At 43.8% G+C, this 20,454-nt stretch carries 13 protein-coding genes, 2 rRNA genes and 1 riboswitch; of the genes, 14 read left to right on the plus strand and 1 reads right to left on the minus strand.

What is annotated here, in order from left to right:
- The first annotated feature begins 18 nt into the window (after positions 1 to 18).
- The 6 genes from FCN25_RS14605 to FCN25_RS14630 all read left to right on the plus strand — a co-directional run bounded on the left by FCN25_RS14605 (position 19) and on the right by FCN25_RS14630 (position 8,435).
- Positions 19 to 2,923 (plus strand): 23S ribosomal RNA (locus tag FCN25_RS14605).
- A 147-nt stretch (positions 2,924 to 3,070) separates the two neighbouring features.
- A 5S ribosomal RNA gene (gene rrf / locus FCN25_RS14610) occupies positions 3,071 to 3,186 on the plus strand.
- Between the two features lie 403 nt (positions 3,187 to 3,589).
- On the plus strand, positions 3,590 to 5,218 hold the full coding sequence (locus tag FCN25_RS14615) for a methyl-accepting chemotaxis protein (RefSeq protein WP_137225997.1): 1,629 nt from the start codon (positions 3,590 to 3,592) through the stop codon (positions 5,216 to 5,218).
- Between the two features lie 757 nt (positions 5,219 to 5,975).
- A complete protein-coding gene (locus FCN25_RS14620; protein ID WP_137225998.1) occupies positions 5,976 to 7,262 on the plus strand; it encodes an acetyl-CoA hydrolase/transferase family protein in 1,287 nt (428 codons plus the stop codon).
- A gap of 209 nt (positions 7,263 to 7,471) precedes the next feature.
- Positions 7,472 to 7,894 carry a thioredoxin TrxC gene (gene trxC / locus FCN25_RS14625; protein ID WP_137226000.1) on the plus strand — a complete coding sequence of 141 codons (423 nt, stop codon included), beginning with the start codon at positions 7,472 to 7,474 and terminating at the stop codon, positions 7,892 to 7,894.
- 94 nt (positions 7,895 to 7,988) lie between these two features.
- Positions 7,989 to 8,435 carry a DUF3465 domain-containing protein gene (locus tag FCN25_RS14630; RefSeq protein ID WP_137226002.1) on the plus strand — a complete coding sequence of 149 codons (447 nt, stop codon included), beginning with the start codon at positions 7,989 to 7,991 and terminating at the stop codon, positions 8,433 to 8,435.
- Positions 8,436 to 8,630: 195 nt separating this feature from the next.
- On the opposite strand, the gene metH is transcribed toward FCN25_RS14630, so the two are convergent.
- Positions 8,631 to 12,347 (minus strand): methionine synthase, encoded by a 3,717-nt coding sequence (gene metH, locus FCN25_RS14635; protein WP_137226004.1) that lies wholly within the window; start codon positions 12,345 to 12,347, stop codon positions 8,631 to 8,633.
- 405 nt (positions 12,348 to 12,752) lie between these two features.
- On the opposite strand from metH, the gene FCN25_RS14640 reads away from it, so the two are divergent.
- The 8 genes from FCN25_RS14640 (at position 12,753) to cobO (ending at position 20,409) form a co-directional block, all read left to right on the plus strand.
- A complete protein-coding gene (locus tag FCN25_RS14640) occupies positions 12,753 to 13,451 on the plus strand; it encodes a histidine phosphatase family protein (protein ID WP_175405883.1) in 699 nt (232 codons plus the stop codon).
- A 122-nt stretch (positions 13,452 to 13,573) separates the two neighbouring features.
- A riboswitch (cobalamin riboswitch) is annotated at positions 13,574 to 13,710 on the plus strand.
- 78 nt (positions 13,711 to 13,788) lie between these two features.
- The gene (locus FCN25_RS14645; protein WP_137226008.1) at positions 13,789 to 14,598 is read left to right on the plus strand and encodes an ABC transporter ATP-binding protein; all 810 of its coding nucleotides are present in this window, start codon (positions 13,789 to 13,791) and stop codon (positions 14,596 to 14,598) included.
- A complete protein-coding gene (locus FCN25_RS14650) occupies positions 14,591 to 15,697 on the plus strand; it encodes an iron ABC transporter permease (protein ID WP_137226010.1) in 1,107 nt (368 codons plus the stop codon). The genes FCN25_RS14645 and FCN25_RS14650 overlap by 8 nt, the downstream gene beginning before the upstream one ends.
- Before the next feature lie 134 nt (positions 15,698 to 15,831).
- A complete protein-coding gene (cobT, locus tag FCN25_RS14655; RefSeq protein ID WP_137226012.1) occupies positions 15,832 to 16,887 on the plus strand; it encodes a nicotinate-nucleotide--dimethylbenzimidazole phosphoribosyltransferase in 1,056 nt (351 codons plus the stop codon).
- A gap of 9 nt (positions 16,888 to 16,896) precedes the next feature.
- On the plus strand, positions 16,897 to 17,682 hold the full coding sequence (locus tag FCN25_RS14660) for an adenosylcobinamide-GDP ribazoletransferase (protein ID WP_137226014.1): 786 nt from the start codon (positions 16,897 to 16,899) through the stop codon (positions 17,680 to 17,682).
- Positions 17,682 to 18,212 carry a bifunctional adenosylcobinamide kinase/adenosylcobinamide-phosphate guanylyltransferase gene (gene cobU / locus FCN25_RS14665; RefSeq protein WP_137226016.1) on the plus strand — a complete coding sequence of 177 codons (531 nt, stop codon included), beginning with the start codon at positions 17,682 to 17,684 and terminating at the stop codon, positions 18,210 to 18,212. Before FCN25_RS14660 ends, cobU begins: the two co-directional genes overlap by 1 nt.
- 53 nt (positions 18,213 to 18,265) lie before the next feature.
- On the plus strand, positions 18,266 to 19,774 hold the full coding sequence (locus FCN25_RS14670) for a cobyric acid synthase (protein ID WP_254693780.1): 1,509 nt from the start codon (positions 18,266 to 18,268) through the stop codon (positions 19,772 to 19,774).
- Positions 19,771 to 20,409, plus strand: a complete 639-nt coding sequence (gene cobO / locus FCN25_RS14675; RefSeq protein ID WP_137226020.1) for a cob(I)yrinic acid a,c-diamide adenosyltransferase — start codon at positions 19,771 to 19,773, stop codon at positions 20,407 to 20,409. Before FCN25_RS14670 ends, cobO begins: the two co-directional genes overlap by 4 nt.
- Positions 20,410 to 20,454: the final 45 nt, after the last annotated feature.

The raw sequence follows: 20,454 nt of genomic DNA on the forward strand, positions 1-20,454 counted from the left end.
AACTCATTTGGGTTGTATGGTTAAGTGACTAAGCGTATACGGTGGATGCCTTGGCAGTCAGAGGCGATGAAGGACGTAATAACTTGCGAAAAGCGTTGGCGAGCTAGTAATAAGCATTTGAGCTAACGATATCCGAATGGGGAAACCCAGCAGCATAAGCTGTTATCACTACATGAATACATAGTGTAGTGAGGCAAACCCGGGGAACTGAAACATCTAAGTACCCGGAGGAAAAGAAATCAACCGAGATTCCCCTAGTAGCGGCGAGCGAACGGGGATTAGCCCTTAAGTCTATGGGGTGTTAGTGGAATGTGTTGGAAAGCACAGCGGCACAGGGTGATAGCCCCGTACATGAAAACTAACCATAGATGAAAACGAGTAAGGCGGGACACGTGACATCCTGTTTGAATATGGGGGGACCATCCTCCAAGGCTAAATACTCCTGACTGACCGATAGTGAACCAGTACCGTGAGGGAAAGGCGAAAAGAACCCCTGTGAGGGGAGTGAAATAGAACCTGAAACCGTGTACGTACAAGCAGTGGGAGCGGTTCTTGAGACCGTGACTGCGTACCTTTTGTATAATGGGTCAGCGACTTACGTTTTGTAGCGAGGTTAAGCGAATAGCGGAGCCGTAGGGAAACCGAGTGTTAACTGCGCGTTTAGTTGCAAGGCGTAGACCCGAAACCGAGTGATCTAGCCATGGGCAGGTTGAAGGTTGAGTAACATCAACTGGAGGACCGAACCGACTTATGTTGAAAAATGAGCGGATGACTTGTGGCTGGGGGTGAAAGGCCAATCAAACTCGGAGATATCTGGTTCTCCTCGAAAGCTATTTAGGTAGCGCCTCGAGCGAATACCATTGGGGGTAGAGCACTGTTAAGGCTAGGGGGTCATCCCGACTTACCAACCCTTTGCAAACTCCGAATACCAATGAGTACTACTCGGGAGACAGACAGCGGGTGCTAACGTCCGTTGTCAAAAGGGAAACAACCCAGACCGTCAGCTAAGGTCCCAAAGTGTATGTTAAGTGGGAAACGATGTGGGAAGGCTTAGACAGCTAGGATGTTGGCTTAGAAGCAGCCATCATTTAAAGAAAGCGTAATAGCTCACTAGTCGAGTCGGCCTGCGCGGAAGATTTAACGGGGCTAAACATACCACCGAAGCTACGGGTGCATTTCATTAGAAGTGCGCGGTAGAGGAGCGTTCTGTAAGCGGTTGAAGGTGAAGGGGTAACCCACACTGGACGTATCAGAAGTGCGAATGCTGACATGAGTAACGATAAAGGGAGTGAAAAACTCCCTCGCCGAAAGACCAAGGGTTCCTGTCCAACGTTAATCGGGGCAGGGTGAGTCGACCCCTAAGGTGAGGCCGAAAGGCGTAATCGATGGGAAACAGATTAATATTTCTGTACTTCTGCTAACTGCGATGGAGAGACGGAGAAGGCTAGGCTAGCGCGGCGTTGGTAGTCCGCGTTTAAGGTAGTAGGCTGTATTCTTAGGCAAATCCGGGAATACGTACTTAAATGTACAGGTTGAGAGCTGATGACGAGTCACTAAGGTGATGAAGTAGTTGATGCCATGCTTCCAGGAAAATCTTCTAAGCTTCAGGTTAGTAGAAATCGTACCCCAAACCGACACAGGTGGTCGGGTAGAGAATACCAAGGCGCTTGAGAGAACTCGGCTGAAGGAACTAGGCAAAATGGTACCGTAACTTCGGGAGAAGGTACGCTGCTGTCGGTGATGGGACTTGCTCCCTAAGCTGACGGCAGTCGCAGATACCAGGTGGCTGCAACTGTTTATCAAAAACACAGTACTGTGCAAAATCGCAAGATGACGTATACGGTATGACGCCTGCCCGGTGCCGGAAGGTTAATTGATTGGGTTATCTTCGGAGAAGCTCATGATCGAAGCCCCGGTAAACGGCGGCCGTAACTATAACGGTCCTAAGGTAGCGAAATTCCTTGTCGGGTAAGTTCCGACCTGCACGAATGGCGTAATGATGGCCACGCTGTCTCCAGCCGAGACTCAGTGAAGTTGAAATTGCGGTGAAGATGCCGTATACCCGCGGCTAGACGGAAAGACCCCGTGAACCTTTACTATAGCTTGGCACTGAACATTGAACCTACATGTGTAGGATAGGTGGGAGACTTTGAAACTTTGACGCTAGTCAGAGTGGAGTCAATCTTGAAATACCACCCTTGTAGTTTTGATGTTCTAACCGCGGCCCCTTATCGGGGTTCGGGACAGTGCCTGGTGGGTAGTTTGACTGGGGCGGTCTCCTCCCAAAGAGTAACGGAGGAGCACGAAGGTTGGCTAAGTACGGTCGGACATCGTACGGTTAGTGCAATGGCATAAGCCAGCTTAACTGCGAGACATACACGTCGAGCAGGTACGAAAGTAGGTCATAGTGATCCGGTGGTTCTGAATGGAAGGGCCATCGCTCAACGGATAAAAGGTACTCCGGGGATAACAGGCTGATACCGCCCAAGAGTTCATATCGACGGCGGTGTTTGGCACCTCGATGTCGGCTCATCACATCCTGGGGCTGAAGTCGGTCCCAAGGGTATGGCTGTTCGCCATTTAAAGTGGTACGCGAGCTGGGTTCAGAACGTCGTGAGACAGTTCGGTCCCTATCTGCCGTGGGCGTTGGATGATTGAAGGAAGCTGCTCCTAGTACGAGAGGACCGGAGTGGACGAACCGCTGGTGTTCGGGTTGTTATGCCAATAGCATTGCCCGGTAGCTACGTTCGGAATCGATAACCGCTGAAAGCATCTAAGCGGGAAGCGAGTCCTAAGATGAGTCATCCCTAGAGCTTTAAGCTCTCTAAAGGGCCGTAGGAGACTACTACGTTGATAGGCAAGGTGTGTAAGCGTTGTGAGGCGTTGAGCTAACTTGTACTAATGACCCGTGAGGCTTAACCATACAACCCAGATGGGTTTTACTGACCTTAGTGTTAGAATAGAGCGCTTAAATAGTGTGATATCTCAAGTAAGCTTTAATAAAGCATAATCAGCTTTTCGAATTATTATTTAATGCATAAAGAATAGTGCGTTAGATAAGCAAAATTTGTCTGGAAACCATAGAGCTGTGGCACCACCTGATCCCATTCCGAACTCAGAAGTGAAACACAGTATCGCCGATGGTAGTGTGGGGTCTCCCCATGTGAGAGTAGGTCATTTCCAGGCGCCTAATTGACTTGAAAGAGTCGTGAGACAGCCCGCTATTGCATAGCGGGCTTTTTTACGTCTGCAATTTGATGTTTATCAATGTGCTCACTAGGCGAAATATACTGGCAGTGTGGTCAATATTCGATCAAACCAAATCTCATCCCAATCTTATTAAATAACCGTGAGTAATGATTTTGGTTTTTCTAATGTGACATATAAGGCATAAATGGTTTTTATAGTATTTACAGTATTGAATACAGTTACTCATTATTGTATACTTTTTTTGTTAATTGAGTGTTAATTTAGTGTTAATATGGATCACTTAAATATACTGTGAATCACACAATAAAGTCATATTGTAAAGTTCCTCTAAGGATTGATAGAGCTTTGTAGTTTAATCATTTTTACTTGACGGAATATTATGCTTAATTTTAAAATAAAACAAAAAATGCTCATTAGTTCGTTAATTCCATTAGTTATTCTCATTGTGATTTGTGGCATCTCTGTCAACATGATGGGAAAAATCGAAGATGGAGTGATGAGGATTTATTCTGATCGGGTTGTACCGTTAGAAGATTTAAAAATCATTGGTGATGACTATGCTGTCTTAGTCATTGATGCAATAAACAAAGCCAATGCTGGCGGCTCAACCGCACAATATGCTGCTGAGACATTAATAAGTGCAAAAAGTAATATTGATACACTGTGGAAAAAATATTTAGCCACTCAGTTAACCCCCAAAGAAAGCCAACTTAGTATTGAAGCCAATGATATGTTTGGCCCCGCGGATGAAAAAATTGATTTTCTCATCAACAAACTACAGAAAATGTCTGGAGATATTACAGGTCAATTGGCTGATGACATTATGCCTTTATACGGCGTAATAGATCCCATTAGCGGTAAAATTGCCGAATTAGTGTCATTGCAAATTAATGTAGCAGGCGATGAATGGCGATTAACCCAAGACATATACCAATCATCGGTCAAGTTATTTATTTTCTTCACGTTTTGCGCCGTCGTTATCAGTGTAGTGTTAACAATATGGGTACTACGCAGCGTTATGATGCCAGTGACTGACATTTTGATGAAGCTTAAGCTCATTAAACAAAATTCAGATTTAACCCAAGTGTTTACTCCTTATAACGATGATGAGTTAGGGATGATCTCAACGAGCCTTACAGGAGTGATCACGCATCTCAGAAACATTATTGAATCTATTACAGATGCCGCTAATACTATTAATATTTCCTCAGGAGAGTTGCAACGTTTCACCGAAGAAACTAATCATAGAATGCTGCAGCAGCAAGATGAGTCAGAGCAAACCGCAACCGCTATGAACGAAATGACAGCGACAGTGGCCGAAGTGGTTCAAAGTACTAATTTTGCCGCAGAAAAAGCCAGACAAGCCAATGGTCATGCTGAAAATGGTAACGCGATTGTTCAACATTCAATAGACAGTATGTCGCAACTATCTAACCAAATTGGCAAAACTGCTGAGGTAATATCTCATCTAGCGAAAGAGAGCCAAAATATTGGTCAAGTATTAAATGTTATTAAAGGTATTGCTGAGCAAACTAATCTTTTGGCTTTAAATGCTGCTATTGAGGCGGCCAGAGCTGGCGAGCAAGGGAGAGGTTTTGCTGTTGTTGCCGATGAAGTGAGAACATTAGCTAAGCGAACTCAAGAATCAACCCTGCAAATTGAAACCATGATTGATGAACTTCAACAAAGTGTTGTTCTTGCCGTCTCTTCAATGGATCAAGGTTTAATTTTAGTAAACAATGCCAATGATAAAACAAACAGTGCTGGTTCAGTGCTAAGTGACATTGTCACCTCGGTCGACAGTATCAATGAACTGAACACTCAAATTGCTACAGCGGCAGAAGAGCAATCTTATGTGGCTGAGAGCATCAATAAAAGTATCATCACCATAAATGATATTACTCAAGCCTCATCCGCAGCCACCGAAAAACTGACTCATTCAGTCGATGACTTACAATCACTTGCTCAATCGATGCAACAACAAGTGGCTACATTCAAAATTGCTTAAGGTTTTCATTGATGAGGGCTGAGATAATGCTCAGTCCTCCCATTTTATTTCCTAGTACTATCTGATTTCATGATGATGTTTTGTTATTAATGATTAATTGCATCCACACCATCAGACTGAATACTCCATGTGATGCGCAGATAACAGGCAAAATACCGCTTCACTCATCAACATAAGCTGGCATGGCTTAAAGCTAGTAAGATCATTGGCCTGCAGGTTTTCACCTTTTTAAGCATAATTCCACAATATTGTAGTTAATATTATAGAGTCGTTTTGATTAACTGAAGCTAACACCATTTATGTCTCATTTATTATATATACCATTTCCATTAATTATGTGACCAATCAGAGTCGCTCAGACTGTTCAGTTTGAGGCGCATTGTTGAAACAATGGTTATTCCCTTTTAAAACAATGCAACAAAGAAATGGACTGTCTGAGCGTCTCCTGCAAGGCGGGTTTCTGTGCCTTCTATGCTGCTTAATAGCATTTTGACGTACGACTGCATGGATGCAGGAGGTAGAGCAACGCAGGAGCAGTTGCCGAGAGCAACTATGCCTACAATCCTATTACTTGCCTAGAAGGCACAGAATTCCCGCTGAATGACCAGATAATTAGTGGAATTGGTATTAAATAATGCTCTGTAAAGACTCTATCTCTCAACTCTATGTTTTAGCTCATAGTGTGTATTGTTAACGCTATTAAAACGTTAATTTAACCCTTAAACTACAAATAGCTTAATGACCTTGAGTAATATTAATGAAACCAATTATTTGTAGCAGTGCATTAGAAGCCGTATCGTTAATTGAAAGTGGTGAAACCTTGTGGACTCACTCCATGGGGGCAACACCAACAATGCTGCTCGATGCGTTAGCTGAACATGCATTAACTAAGCATGGTTTAACATTATTGCAGCTACACACAGAAGGGGCTGAGTTGCTAAGTGATCCCCGTTTAAGGGATCATATTCGCCATCGCTGTTTCTTTGCTGGCACACCCACGCGTTCGTTGTTACAACAAGGTGATGCCGATTATGTGCCGATTTTCCTCTCTGAGGTGCCCAAGTTGTTTCGTTCTGGCGAACAGCATATCGACACCGCCATCATTCAAGTTTCCCCGCCAGATAAACATGGTATCTGTTCGTTAGGTATATCGGTTGAGGCAACTTTAGCGGCCTGCCAAATGGCGGGTAAAATTATTGCTCACATTAATCCCATGATGCCTCGCACCCATGGTGATGGTTTTATTCATTACAATAAGTTCGCAGCCGTGTATGAGCAGAGCATGCCTTTACCACAACATCTATTCGCCCCAAGCGATGCGATAAGCTTGGCCATCGGCCATAATGTGGCCAAATTAGTACTTGATGGGGCTTGCTTACAGATGGGTATTGGCGCCATTCCAGATGCTGTATTGGGGTGTTTAACCAAACATAAAGATTTAGGCGTTCACACTGAGCTATTTTCTGATGGCGTGCTTAATCTGGTCGAGCTTGGCGTGATCAATAATAGTCGTAAGAAAGTACATCCCGGTAAGACTGTGACAGGCTTTGCTTTGGGTAGCCAACGACTTTATGACTTTGTTGATGACAATCCTTCGGTGATATTCATGGATATTGAGCAGGTTAATGACACAGCGATTATCCGTAAAAACCCTAATGTGATGTCGATAAACTCAGCGTTACAGGTCGATATTTCAGGGCAAGTGTGTGCTGATTCATTGGGTACTCAAATATACTCAGGTGTAGGTGGCCAGATGGACTTTATACGCGGGGCAGGTCTTTCTGAAGGCGGCCGATCTGTCATCGCATTACCCAGTACTGCGGCTAATGGCACCATGTCGCGGATTGCCACAGTATTATCGCCAGGTGCTGGCGTGGTAACAACTCGTGCACATGTACACTATATTGTTACCGAGTACGGAACCGCTTATTTACGCGGTAAATCGTTACGAGAACGAGCTCGTGCTCTTATCGATATTGCTCATCCTAAGTTTAGGGAACAGCTTTGCCAAGAAACCTTTGAGATGTGGCGACTTAAGGTTTAAGTACTGTTGTTGATTAATCTTGTCATTCAGGTAAGGTTTACGAGCCGGAATTAAGCTTGTATGGATTGACTATGTTTTTATGGCCAGCGGTCATGACATTGGCGGCCATAGGCCAAAAAGCGATAAATAAATTAAACGATTATTCGTTTAACACACCAACAAGGTTTATGATTAAAGAGTCTCAATAATGAAGTTGATGAGGTCTAATCATGATTATAGCTTGCCCCCATTGCGATACGTTAAATCGTATTCCTGAAGAACGTCTTGAACAACAACCGACTTGTGGTAAATGCAAAAAAAGTCTGTTTGTTGGTGAACCGATAGAGCTAACAGCTGCCAATTTTAGTCACCATGCTAATAAATCAGAGCTACCACTAGTGGTCGATTTTTGGGCTAGTTGGTGCGGCCCGTGTAAAAACTTTGCTCCAGTATTTGCTCAATCAGCTAAAAAATGGGAACCCAAATTCCGTTTTGGTAAACTTAATACCGAAGAACAACAAGCTTTAGCTGGGCAATTTAATATCCGATCTATTCCGACCTTGATGGTATTTAAACAAGGCAAAGTGCTTGCACAACAATCCGGTGCTATGCCTGCATCATCATTTAACCAATGGCTAGAGTCGATTAAATAGATTTTGGACTTTAGATTACTCATTAAAAACGCGATAAACTATCGCGTTTTTGTTTAGCTTTATTTTAATTGTTGTTTAAAAGGAATTGATAAACATGAAAAAAATCTTAGTAATCTGTTTACTTGGTCTCGCGATATTTGGCTTTTTGGATCAAAAGGGTCAAACAACTCAAATTGTACAAAACGTTTATGCTGGCTATACCGCAGGCAATGATAGCGCGTTACAAAATGCCATTGATAATCAGCAGAGTAACCTCCAAATTGGTGGTTCTGGGTATGTGGTAAAAATACTTTCCGATGATTTAAAAGGCAGTCGCCACCAACGATTTATTCTAAAAATAGCCAGCGGCAATACACTGTTAGTCGCCCATAATATTGATTTAGCACCGCGTATAGATAACTTAAATGTCGGTGATAGCGTCGAGTTTTACGGTGTTTATGAATTTAATAACAAAGGTGGCGTCATCCATTGGACTCACCACGATCCACGCGGCCAACACCCAGGCGGCTGGCTAAAACACAATGGCAGCACCTATCAATAGATCGCAGTTTTAATAGTATCCAAACAACTCAAAGTTCTCGGGCAACAATCTGGTTGAGTGATCCATGAGTGAGGAACCTTGTGATCTTAATCCAAACGAAGTTTGGACATAAAAAGAGTAACCGTGATTATTCAAGGTTACTCTTTATTTTTAATCACTCTATAATTGGGAGTACTCTTTATTCAGGATAGCTCTCTATTCTGGATCATAATCCAATATTGGTGCCAACCACCGCTCAGTCTCTTCCAACGTCATGCCTTTACGTTTAGCGTAGTCTTCAACCTGATCTTTACCAATATTGGTCACGCCAAAATAGCGTGATTTCGGATGGGCAAAGTACCAGCCAGAAACGGCAGCGGTTGGGTACATGGCAAAGCTTTCGGTGATGTTCAAATCGATAGTTTCATCGGGTTTGAGTAAATCCCATAACAAACCTTTTTCAGTGTGGTCAGGGCATGCTGGGTAACCTGGTGCAGGGCGAATGCCTTTATAACGTTCGCGAATTAACGCTTCATTGTCGAGTACTTCATCCGCAGCATAACCCCAAAACTCTTTACGAACACGTTCGTGCATGCGCTCGGCGAAAGCTTCGGCTAAACGGTCGGCTAAGCATTTGAGCATAATCGCGTTGTAATCATCGTGATTGGCTTCAAAGCGGGCAACATGTTCATCAATACCGTGCCCCGTCGTTACCGAAAAACCGCCCATGTAATCAGCAACGCCTGAATCTTTTGGTGCAACAAAGTCTGATAAACAGAAGTTGTCGTTACCCACGCGTTCAAGCTGCATACGTAAATGATGGGTAGTCATTTCCAATGTGGTGCGGCTTTCATCGGTATACAGTTCAATGTCGTCATGGTTGACAGTATTGGCTGGAAATAAACCGATTACGGCTTTGGCGGTAAGCCACTTTTCAGCAATAATTTGCTTCAACATGGCTTGGCCATCGGCAAATAATTTAACCGCTTCTTCGCCGACGACTTTGTCTTTTAAAATTTCTGGGTAATGGCCGTGCAACTCCCAGCTTCTAAAGAACGGTGTCCAATCGATACGTTCAACTAAGTCTTCTAGTGGGTAGTCATCAAACACTTGGCGGCCTAATACATTAGGTGTAAATGGGGTGTAGCTGTCCCAGTCGTGTTTGCAACGGTTTTCGCGCGCAGCTTCAATCGATATAATGGTTTTACGCTTGGTTTGCGACAAACGTTTTTCACGCATCATGTCGTATTCTGCGTAGGCTTCGTCGATGGTGGCTTGGCGTGTTTCGTTGTTAATCAGTTTCGACACCATAGGCACGGCGCGAGATGCATCGGCAATGTAAATAGCACCGTGTGGATAATGCGGTGCTATTTTTACCGCAGTATGAATTTTAGAGCAGGTTGCCCCACCAATAATTGCAGGGATGGTTAAGCCTTCACGGTGGAAGGTTTTCACGTTGTGAACCATTTCATCCAAGCTTGGGGTGATTAAACCTGACATGCCAATGATGTCGATATTATGCTCTTTTACTGCATCGAGAATTTTATCGACCGATACCATAACCCCAAGGTCGACCACTTCGTAGCCGTTACAGGCCAGTACCACGCCGACGATATTTTTTCCGATGTCATGCACATCACCTTTTACGGTGACCATTAAAATTCGCCCGTTTGACTGGCCAGCCACCTTTTCAAGTTCAATATAAGGATTAAGGTAAGCTACGGCTTTTTTCATTACCCGAGCCGATTTAACCACTTGCGGTAAGAACATTTTGCCCGCGCCAAATAAGTCGCCGACCACGTTCATGCCGTCCATTAACGACCCTTCGATAACATCGAGCGGGCGCACAGCTTCTTGACGGGCGGCTTCGGTGTCTTCATCAATAAATTCGGTAATGCCTTTAACCAATGCGTGCGATAAGCGTTTGGATACCGGCCAACTGCGCCATGCTAAGTCTTCTTTTTTGGCCACTTGTGAGCCATCACCTCTAAAGCTTTCAGCGATGTCGAGTAGTTGTTCGGTGTTACTTGAGTCGGCAACCGGGCAAGGTAAGTTTTGGACTACGTTTTCAACCCGTTTTTTGAGATCTGGGTCAATATCATCGTATATGGCTAACTGACCTGCGTTAACAATACCCATGTCCATGCCTGCTTGAATGGCATGGTATAAAAACACCGCGTGAATAGCTTCGCGTACTGGGTTGTTACCACGGAACGAGAATGACACGTTAGACACGCCACCGGAGATCATCGCGTGTGGCAAGGTGGCTTTGATGTCTTTAATGGCTTCGATAAAGTCGACTGCATAGTTGTCGTGTTCATCAATACCGGTGGCAATGGCGAAAATGTTAGGGTCGAAAATAATGTCTTCTGGTGGAAAGCCGACAACATCGACCAAAATACGATAAGCACGGGTACAAATTTGGGTTTTACGTTCACGTGTATCGGCTTGGCCGTCTTCGTCAAAGGCCATGACAATGGCGGCAGCGCCATAGCGTTTCACTAAGGTGGCTTGTTCGATAAATTTGGCTTCGCCTTCTTTCATCGAAATAGAGTTTACAATCGACTTGCCTTGAACGCATTTAAGGCCGGCTTCAATCACTTCCCATTTTGATGAGTCAATCATGATTGGCACGCGAGAGATGTCGGGCTCAGAGGCGATTAAGTTTAAAAACTTCGCCATTGACGCCACGCCATCAAGCATACCTTCGTCCATGTTGACGTCGATAATTTGCGCGCCGTTTTCAACCTGCTCGCGCACGACATCTAACGCTTCTTCAAACTTTTCTTCTTTAATTAAGCGTAAAAACTTGGCCGAACCAGTCACGTTTGCGCGCTCGCCGACATTCACAAATAACGAGTTTTTATCAATGGTAAGTGGTTCTAGGCCAGATAAACGACACGCGACTGGAAGATCTGGGATCTGTCTTGGTTCGTGTCGGAGCACTGCTTCACGAATGGCACTAATGTGATTGGGTGTACTACCACAACAGCCACCGACAATATTAAGCATGCCTTCTTGCGCCCATTGATTAATGACTTCGGCCATTTCTTCTGGGGTTTCATCATAGCCACCAAATTCATTAGGTAAGCCAGCATTTGGGTGGGCAGAGACATAACATTCGGCAATACGTGACAATTCTTCAACGTACGGACGCAACTCTTTTGGTCCAAGGGCGCAGTTAAGGCCAATCGATAACGGCTTGATGTGGCGTAAAGAGTTATAAAAGGCTTCGGTTGTTTGGCCGGTTAGTGTGCGGCCTGATGCGTCGGTAATAGTGCCAGAGATCATTACTGGTAAGCGATCGCCAAGTTGATCGAATACTTTTTCAATCGCGAACAGGGCGGCTTTGGCGTTTAAGGTATCAAAAATGGTTTCAACCATAATGATATCGGCGCCGCCTTCAATTAAGGCGCTGGTTGATTCGACATAAGCTTCAACTAATTGGTCGAAACTGACATTACGAAACCCAGGGTCGTTAACGTCTGGACTGATAGAACAGGTACGGTTGGTTGGACCTAATACACCGGCAACATAACGTGGCGAACCAGTTTGCGCAGCTACTTCATCTGCTGCTTGGCGGGCGACTTGGGCTCCAGCAAGGTTAATTTCAGCGGCCAGTGACTGCATGTCGTAGTCGGCCATGGCAATGGTGGTGGCATTAAAGGTGTTGGTTTCAATAATGTCGGCACCGTTTAACAGGTACTGAGTATGAATATCTTTAATGATTTGCGGTTGGCTGAGTACTAATAAGTCATTGTTGCCTTTAACATCGCAATGCCAATCTTTAAAACGCTCGCCACGATAATCTTCTTCTTCCAACTTATAGTCTTGGATCATGGTGCCCATAGCGCCATCTAAAATCACAATACGCTGCGCTAACAATGCATTAAGTTGTTTAAGTGTTTGACTGTAAGAAGTCGATTTCGCCATAACAGTTACCTTTTTATCACTATGTTGCTTGATACCTTGATTGAGATAAGCATACCCTTATTTTTACAATAGTAGGGCGATAACATCATTGTTGTGTACAAGTGCGGTGTACAAGTGTTGTATACAACTATCACTATCAGTCTTAGATAGAATAGTCGCGTACAATTGTTGCTTACAATGATTATCTTCTAAATGCTTACCTTTTAAGATAGTATTTTGGACATATAAACGTATAGACGTCCATAGTACGCGAAATTTTACTGCCAGAGCAAGACTGAATTAAGCTCAATTTGGCTTAAAAGGTAAGTTAACATCAGAATGATGACCCCAAGTGATCTCAAATTTGCCATTTGTTAGCAACGCAAAATCATTATTTGATAATCGTTTATTATGAGGTTTATGCAAATGAAACAAGCCAAGATAGTGTTTTTACGTCACGGTGAGTGTGAAGGTGGTGACATCGCTCGTGGCCAAATTGATGTGCCATTAACGGCGCAAGGCCACGAACAAATGCGCCAAGCCTTTGCTCGTGTCACGCACCCAATAAGCCATATTTTTAGTTCGCCTTTAGTGCGCTGTAAAACCTTTGCCGCAAGCTTATCGCAACAATTAACCGTGCCGCTAAAGCTGGTGCCAGCTTTGCAAGAGATAAACTTTGGCGTATGGGATGGCCAAGCATTTGATAAAATTTATCATAAAAGCCCAAGCCAATTTGATGCCTATTGGCGGGATCCATGGAATGTTGAAAACACCCCTGATCAGGGTGAAAGTGTGGTCGATTTTGCAGAGCGGGTACAACAGGGGTTAATGATGGTTGTAGACACTTTGCAGCAAGTATTGAATAAGGTTGATGACACTGATGAATCAATTCCACAGGCATTGGTGGTAACCCATGGTGGCGTAATTAGATGCATTATGGGATATGTGCTTAATGCTGGGCAATGTAGCGGATTATTCGCTAACCTAGCGATCCCCTATGCTGCTATTATGGTGCTCGATGTTTATTGGCCTGACGATGTTGATATTATTGACCGTTCTCAGCCAACGGCAATGGAGAGTAAGCCTGCTAAAGTGAGTTTTAGATTACATTGGCCTAAGGCTTAATCGTGATTGCTTTAGTGCCATTGCTTAGTCGTTGCAGTATCATAATGATGATCATTCTTTCAAAATCATAGCGTTAAGTTAAGAGTGTTAAGTTAAGGATTTTTAAGATCATAGTTTCAAGGTAATAGTTTCAAAATAATAGTGCTTTTCAAGGTATTGGGAATTGGGATAAGCCCAAACTGTACCCGCAACTGTAGATGTACCAATGATATATTTTGGGTGCATAAGTCAGATACCAGCTTTGAATCGCTTCAATATCCATGCCTAAGCGGGTAACTTAGGGGAGTTATTAAATAGATGTTTGTGTTAATTAAATGGACATGGCGGGTTAACTTACATGTCTGAATTTGTACTAGATGTAAATCATCTTTTTTGGCAAGTTGATAATAAAACGATTTTGGCGGACATTCATTTCAGTTTGCCTAAAGGTCAAATGCTAGGGATCATTGGCCCCAATGGTGCAGGTAAGTCTAGTTTGTTGCGCTGCTTGTATCGTTATATTGTGCCGACCAGCGGCGATATTGATATTTTCTCTAAACCCATCAGTGAATATTCCTCTAAGTTGTTAGCGCAGAACATTGCCGTGGTGCAACAAGATACTCCTCATTATTTTGATATGACTACCGAGCAGTTAGTGGCGATGGGGCTGACACCGCATAAAGGCTTATTTGACGCTAACACTGCCCAAGACCGTGAGCGTGTGTTAAGTGCATTAACCAAAGTGGGATTACAACAAAAAGCACTGCAACAGTATGAACTGTTATCTGGCGGCGAAAAGCAACGTGCATTGATTGCCCGCGCTATTGTGCAACAACCGCACATTCTTATTTTAGATGAACCGACCAATCATTTGGATATTCGCTATCAGATTCAGATTCTTGAACTGGTCAAATCATTAGGCATTAGTGTTATTGCGTCAATCCATGATCTGAATTTAGCCAGTGCGATGTGCGATAAATTATTGCTGCTCGATCACGGCCAGTTAATTGCTAAAGGTACCCCAATAGAAGTCCTCACAGAGCTACAAATTAGTGAGGTATTTGGTGTGTGCAGCGACATCAATCTTCATCCACAACATGGTAAACCCCTGATCAGTTATTTTTATGGCTACCAGCCAAGTCAAAAAGGATGCCCTGATCATGATTGATGCATCACAACGTCGATATTATATTTATTTCAGTTTATTGGTTTTTATCACGCTGCTCACCCCGATATTTGCCGCAAGTTTTGGTGCCGCTAATATTCATCTTAATGACGTATTAATGAGTTTTAATAATTTATTAAGTGGTGATGTACCGAGTTCGATTAATGGCAGCGATCAAGGGATTAAATTAACCCAACGTATTGTGCTTGAATTACGCTTACCGCGGATTTTATTGGCATTTGTGGCTGGCGCTGGGTTGTCTATTGCAGGCAGTGTGTTACAAACCGTGACCCGTAACCCATTAGCCGATCCCTATTTATTTGGCATTAGCTCGGGAGCGTCATTTGGTGCGGTATTGGTGGTGTCATTATTCAGTCAAACAGGGGTGTTTGCGCAGTTTTTTTCAGGTGCATTGACCATAGCACCAAGCTTTACGGCACAACCTTGGTGGTCTTGGTCGACGTTAAGTATACCGATTGGAGCATTTATCGGTGCGAGTTTATCGGTGTTGATTGTGTTTATTTTGTCAGGTTCTGGCCGAACAAGCCAAGTTGAACGTATGTTGTTGTCTGGCGTGGCGACCTCGTTTTTATTTGGCGCATTGACCAGCTTACTGTTGTATTTTTCTAGCCCACAGGCTGCAGCCTCAGTGTTATTTTGGAGTTTAGGCAGTTTTGCCAAAGCCAGTTGGTCTAACTTACTGTTACCCAGTGTGACAGTTGGGATTAGTTTATTGATTATGTTGGCATTTAGGCGGCAAATTATGGCGCTGCAAGCGGGTGATGAAACCGCGCATACGTTAGGGATTAATGTCGCTAAATTGCGCTTAAGTATGTTGTTACTGTGTTCACTGATCACCGCGATGTTGGTGGCGACTTGTGGCGGTATTGGTTTTGTGGGGTTGATGATCCCTCACACTGTTAGGTTATTGTTTTCTGGGCGTCAGCCGATGATCTTAACCGCGATGTTGGGTGGCTTATTTATGGTGTGGATTGACGTGATAGCGCGATGTATTTTAGGCAATCAAGAACTGCCTGTCGGTATTATTACTGCCGCATTAGGCAGTGTATTTTTCTTGTTTATTTTGCGCCAACGCCGTTAATCCTTTAGACATTCGAATGTGAACAGTGATAAGCACTTTATTAAGCACTTTATTAAGCACTTTATTAAGTACTTTTATATGGACTGTGATGCACATTATGTTGAAATGTATTTGCACAAGTTATTGGAGTTGTGATGTTTGTGATAGAGCCTATTAGCCCTAAAGTTGATGATGATATTCAGCATAAGATTAATCAAAAAACCAAACCGTTAGGGGCGTTAGGGCAACTTGAATCGTTGGCATTGCAGATCGCTCGGGTGCAGCACAGTGGTAATCAACACCTTTTAAGTACACCACTGCAAATTAAAAAACCGACCATGTTGGTGTTTGCTGCCGACCATGGTATTGCTGCTTTCGGTGTTTCGATTGCACCTAGCGAAGTCACCACACAAATGGTACAAAATTTTGTTCAAGGTGGTGCGGCAATTAATGTGTTTTGTCGCCAAGTGGGTTTTGAGCTGGAGATAATTGATTGTGGAATATTACAGCCACTAACAGACCAAGCCAAAGTGATTGATCAGCGCTTAGGCGCGGGCACTAATGCAATGCATTTGACTGCCGCAATGTCGCTTGAAAAAGTCGCATTGGGGTTTGAGCTTGCACGTCACTTGGTTAGCCGTCATGTTGATGCTGGTTGCAATATTATTGCCTTGGGTGAAATGGGTATTGGCAACACATCTGCCGCGACAGCGGTAATGTCAGCTATGCTTAATATCAATGTTGAACAATGTGTTGGTCGAGGCACTGGAATAGACGATGCCACCTTGGTAATCAAAACCAAATTAATTAACCAAGCGCTTGATTTACATCAACATGAACTAGTGTCTCCTGAGGCTATTTTGGCACATGTAGGTGGGTTTGAAATTGTGCAAATGACTGGGGCAATTTTGGCTGCTGCGGAACAAAAAATATTAGTGCTAATAGATGGTTTTATCGCTACTGCTGCTGCATTAGTTGCGGTAACATTATTTCCACAAGCAAGAGATTATTTAGTCTTTGCTCATGAGTCGCAAGAGCAGGGACATAAGCTTCTTTTAAAACAGTTACAAGCAACTCCATTGCTGTCGCTGGGTTTAAGACTTGGAGAGGGTACAGGTGCTGCGTTAGCGTTACCGTTAATTCACGCTGCGGTGAATTTTTACAATCAAATGGCCAGTTTCGATGATGCTGGCGTTAATAATGTGGTTTAAAGGAATAAAATGTCTGGCGAGATAAAATGGTTGCGGCAGTTAAATTTATTTTTTGTGGCGTTGAGTTTTTTTACTCGGATCCCTGTTCCATCATGGGTAATGATAGACAGTGACGAGCTGAACAAAGCTAGCCGTTATTTTGGCTTGGTCGGTTTAGTCATAGGCTTAATAAGTGCGTTGGTTTTTTGGCTCGCGCAGCTTATTTTACCGGCGAGCATTGCGATTTTGCTAGCAATGGTGGCGGGTGTATTAGTGACCGGAGGCTTTCATGAGGACGGTTTAGCTGACACAGCAGACGGCTTTGGTGGTGGTTGGACGGTAGAAGATAAACTGCGGATTATGAAAGATTCGCGCTTAGGCAGTTATGGTGCTTTAGCGTTAGTGTTGGTGCTAGTACTGAAATGGCAATTGTTAGTTGAGTTAGCATTATATAGCCCAATGGCTGCGGTAAGTGCGCTTATAGTGGGTCATACTCTCAGTCGCGTTGTGTCTGGTAGCTTAATTTTTAGTGGGCAATATGTGCGCGACGACGACAGCAGCAAGTCGAAACCAATGGCGGAAAATCAACAGTTAAACGACTTACTTATTTTACTTGCCAGTGGTATTTTTGTGTTGTTATGGCTTAATGGTGTCGTCGCTTTTGTGCTGTTTATTGGCTTATGGTTGGCGCGTATTTTATTGGGCGGTTTTTTCCGTAAACAAATTGGTGGTTATACTGGCGACACCTTAGGTGCAGCACAGCAAATTAGTGAAGTGTGTTGTTATCTGGTAATTTTAGCGGTTGGGATAAGCTGATGATTCATTTGGTGTTGGGCGGTGCGCGTAGTGGTAAGAGTCGGTTTGCCGAGCAATGTGTGGCCGAATACGCAGCGATTGGTTATTCATGTGTTTACTTAGCCACAGCAACAGCATTAGACGATGAAATGTCTGAGCGTATTAATCAACACCAACAAGACCGTATGTCCAGCGCCCATAGCTGGACATTACACGAACAAGCTTACGATATTGCCCAAACATTAGTGGCAATAGATAAACCACAACAAGTGATATTGCTTGATTGCCTGACCTTATTATTAACCAATCACTTATTATTAAATGATGGCGCCTCGTGGGCCAGCCAAAAGTCATTATTCATCGACAGTTTGTCTGCATTACAAAGCCATGTGGTGTTAGTCAGCAATGAAGTGGGCTCTGGCATTGTTCCTATGGGTGAGTTAAATCGCCGTTTTGTTGATGAAGCCGGTTGGCTCAATCAAGCCGTAGCGGCGATATCTGATCAAGTTACTTTGGTGGTCGCTGGGCTGCCTTTGGTCTTAAAAGCATAATGTCATTGGCTGACGATCAATCTTCAACCATTCCACAATTGTATGGCGCATTAATGGTACAAGGCACCACTTCTGATGCGGGTAAAAGTACACTGGTTGCTGGACTATGCCGAGTATTTTCCCGGCAACACGTCAATGTAGCACCTTTTAAACCACAAAATATGGCGTTAAACAGTGCGGTTACTGTCGATGGTGGCGAAATTGGCCGCGCCCAAGCACTACAAGCCTTTGCATGTAACATCCCACCTCATACCGATTTTAACCCCGTATTATTAAAACCAAGTTCAGACTCTGGCGCCCAAATCATTATTCACGGTAAAGCGTTAACCACATTAGAAGCCAAGGCTTTTTTTGGTCCACAGAGCCAAGGCTATAAAACCTTAGCTTTGGCGGCGGTAATGCAATCTTACAGGCGCTTGCAACAGCAATACTCATTGGTGGTGATAGAGGGCGCGGGTAGTCCTGCCGAAATCAATTTACGTGAAGGTGATATTGCCAATATGGGCTTTGCCGAAGTAGCCGATTGCCCTGTGATCATTATTGCTGACATTGATAAAGGTGGCGTTTTTGCACATCTGGTGGGTACGTTAGCGCTGTTAAGTCCAAGTGAGCAAGCGAGGGTTAAAGGCTTTGTGATTAATCGTTTTCGAGGCGATATGAGCTTATTACAGCCGGGAATCGATTGGCTTGAACAATACACCAATAAACCAGTATTGGGCGTGCTACCGTATTTACACGACTTACATCTAGATGCTGAAGATGCATTAATTGACACGCCCATTAATCCATTAACAGACACATCCGCTAGGTTAACTGTATTGGTTTTAGTGTACCCGAGGATCAGTAATCACACCGACTTTGATCCGCTGCGCTTACATCCACAAATTGATTTTCATTATGTGAGCATGCAAAGCGATGCTAGTTCGGCGGTGTGGCCTCACGCCGATATCATCATTTTGCCTGGCAGTAAAAATGTCCGTGCGGATTTAGCTTTTATGCGTCAGCAAGGTTGGGATATTAAGCTCAAACATCATTTACGTTACGGCGGTAAAGTCATCGGTATTTGTGGCGGTTATCAAATGATGGGTGAGCTTATTGATGACCCTTTAGGCATTGAAGATAACGCTGGTTGCAGTGACGGATTGGGCCTATTGCCTATTACTACCGTATTAACGGTTAGTAAAACCTTAACTCAAGTAAGGGGTCACTTACGCATACAAGACCAGCAGGCCGAGTTTAGTGGCTATGAAATTCATTGTGGTGAGTCTTCACTCACTCAAGGTGACCTAACGCAACCCATGTTGATTAAACATGTGGCCGATCAACCGTTGCCGGAGGCGAAACTCGACGGCTTACTGAGTAATGACCAACAAATTTTAGCAACATATATACACGGCTTGTTTGACAGCCCCCAAGCGTGCCAACTCATATTAGGCTGGGCAGGGTTAACCAACGCGCAGCATATTGATATTAACCAAATCCGCGAGCAGCAACTAAATCGTCTTGCCGACGTATTAGAAGCGCATTTGGACATGAACACACTGAAAGGATTAATTGCATGACAACTGATAACCACGACACTGAACAAGATAACGCTATTGACGCAAGCAAAGCTGAACGTCATAAAGCCCGCCAGCAGAAAGTCAAAGTGGGGGTGGATGCCAAAATTGCCGCCGCACAAGACGAAAAAGGCATTTTGTTAGTATTAACTGGTAACGGTAAAGGCAAATCAACCTCTGGTTTTGGTTCGATTACTCGCGCTGTAGGCCATGGACATAAAGCCGCAGTAGTACAATTTATTAAAGGTACTTGGGCGTGCGGCGAGCGTAATTTACTTGAGGGTGCAGGTGTGCCATTTCATGTCATGGGCACAGGTTTTACTTGGGAAACTCAAGACAAAGAAAAAGACACTCAAGCAGCAATGGAAGCTTGGCTTGAAGCTGAAAAGTTACTTAAAGATGAATCGATTAACATGGTTTTGTTAGATGAATTAACTTACATGGTGAGTTACCACTATATCGAACTTGAACGGGTATTAACGGCTTTAAGAAATCGCCCTGCGATGCAACACGTTATTATTACTGGCCGAGCTTGTCACCGTGACATCATTGAATTAGCCGATACGGTGAGCGAAGTACAACCGATTAAACATGCGTTTAACGAAGGTATTAAAGCGCAGTTAGGCTTTGATTATTAAATTTTAATTGTCGCTGAACCCATACATTGACATAATACACCCATA

The sequence above is a fragment of the Shewanella sp. MEBiC00475 genome (assembly GCF_005234075.1).
GTDB lineage: Bacteria > Pseudomonadota > Gammaproteobacteria > Enterobacterales > Shewanellaceae > Shewanella > Shewanella polaris.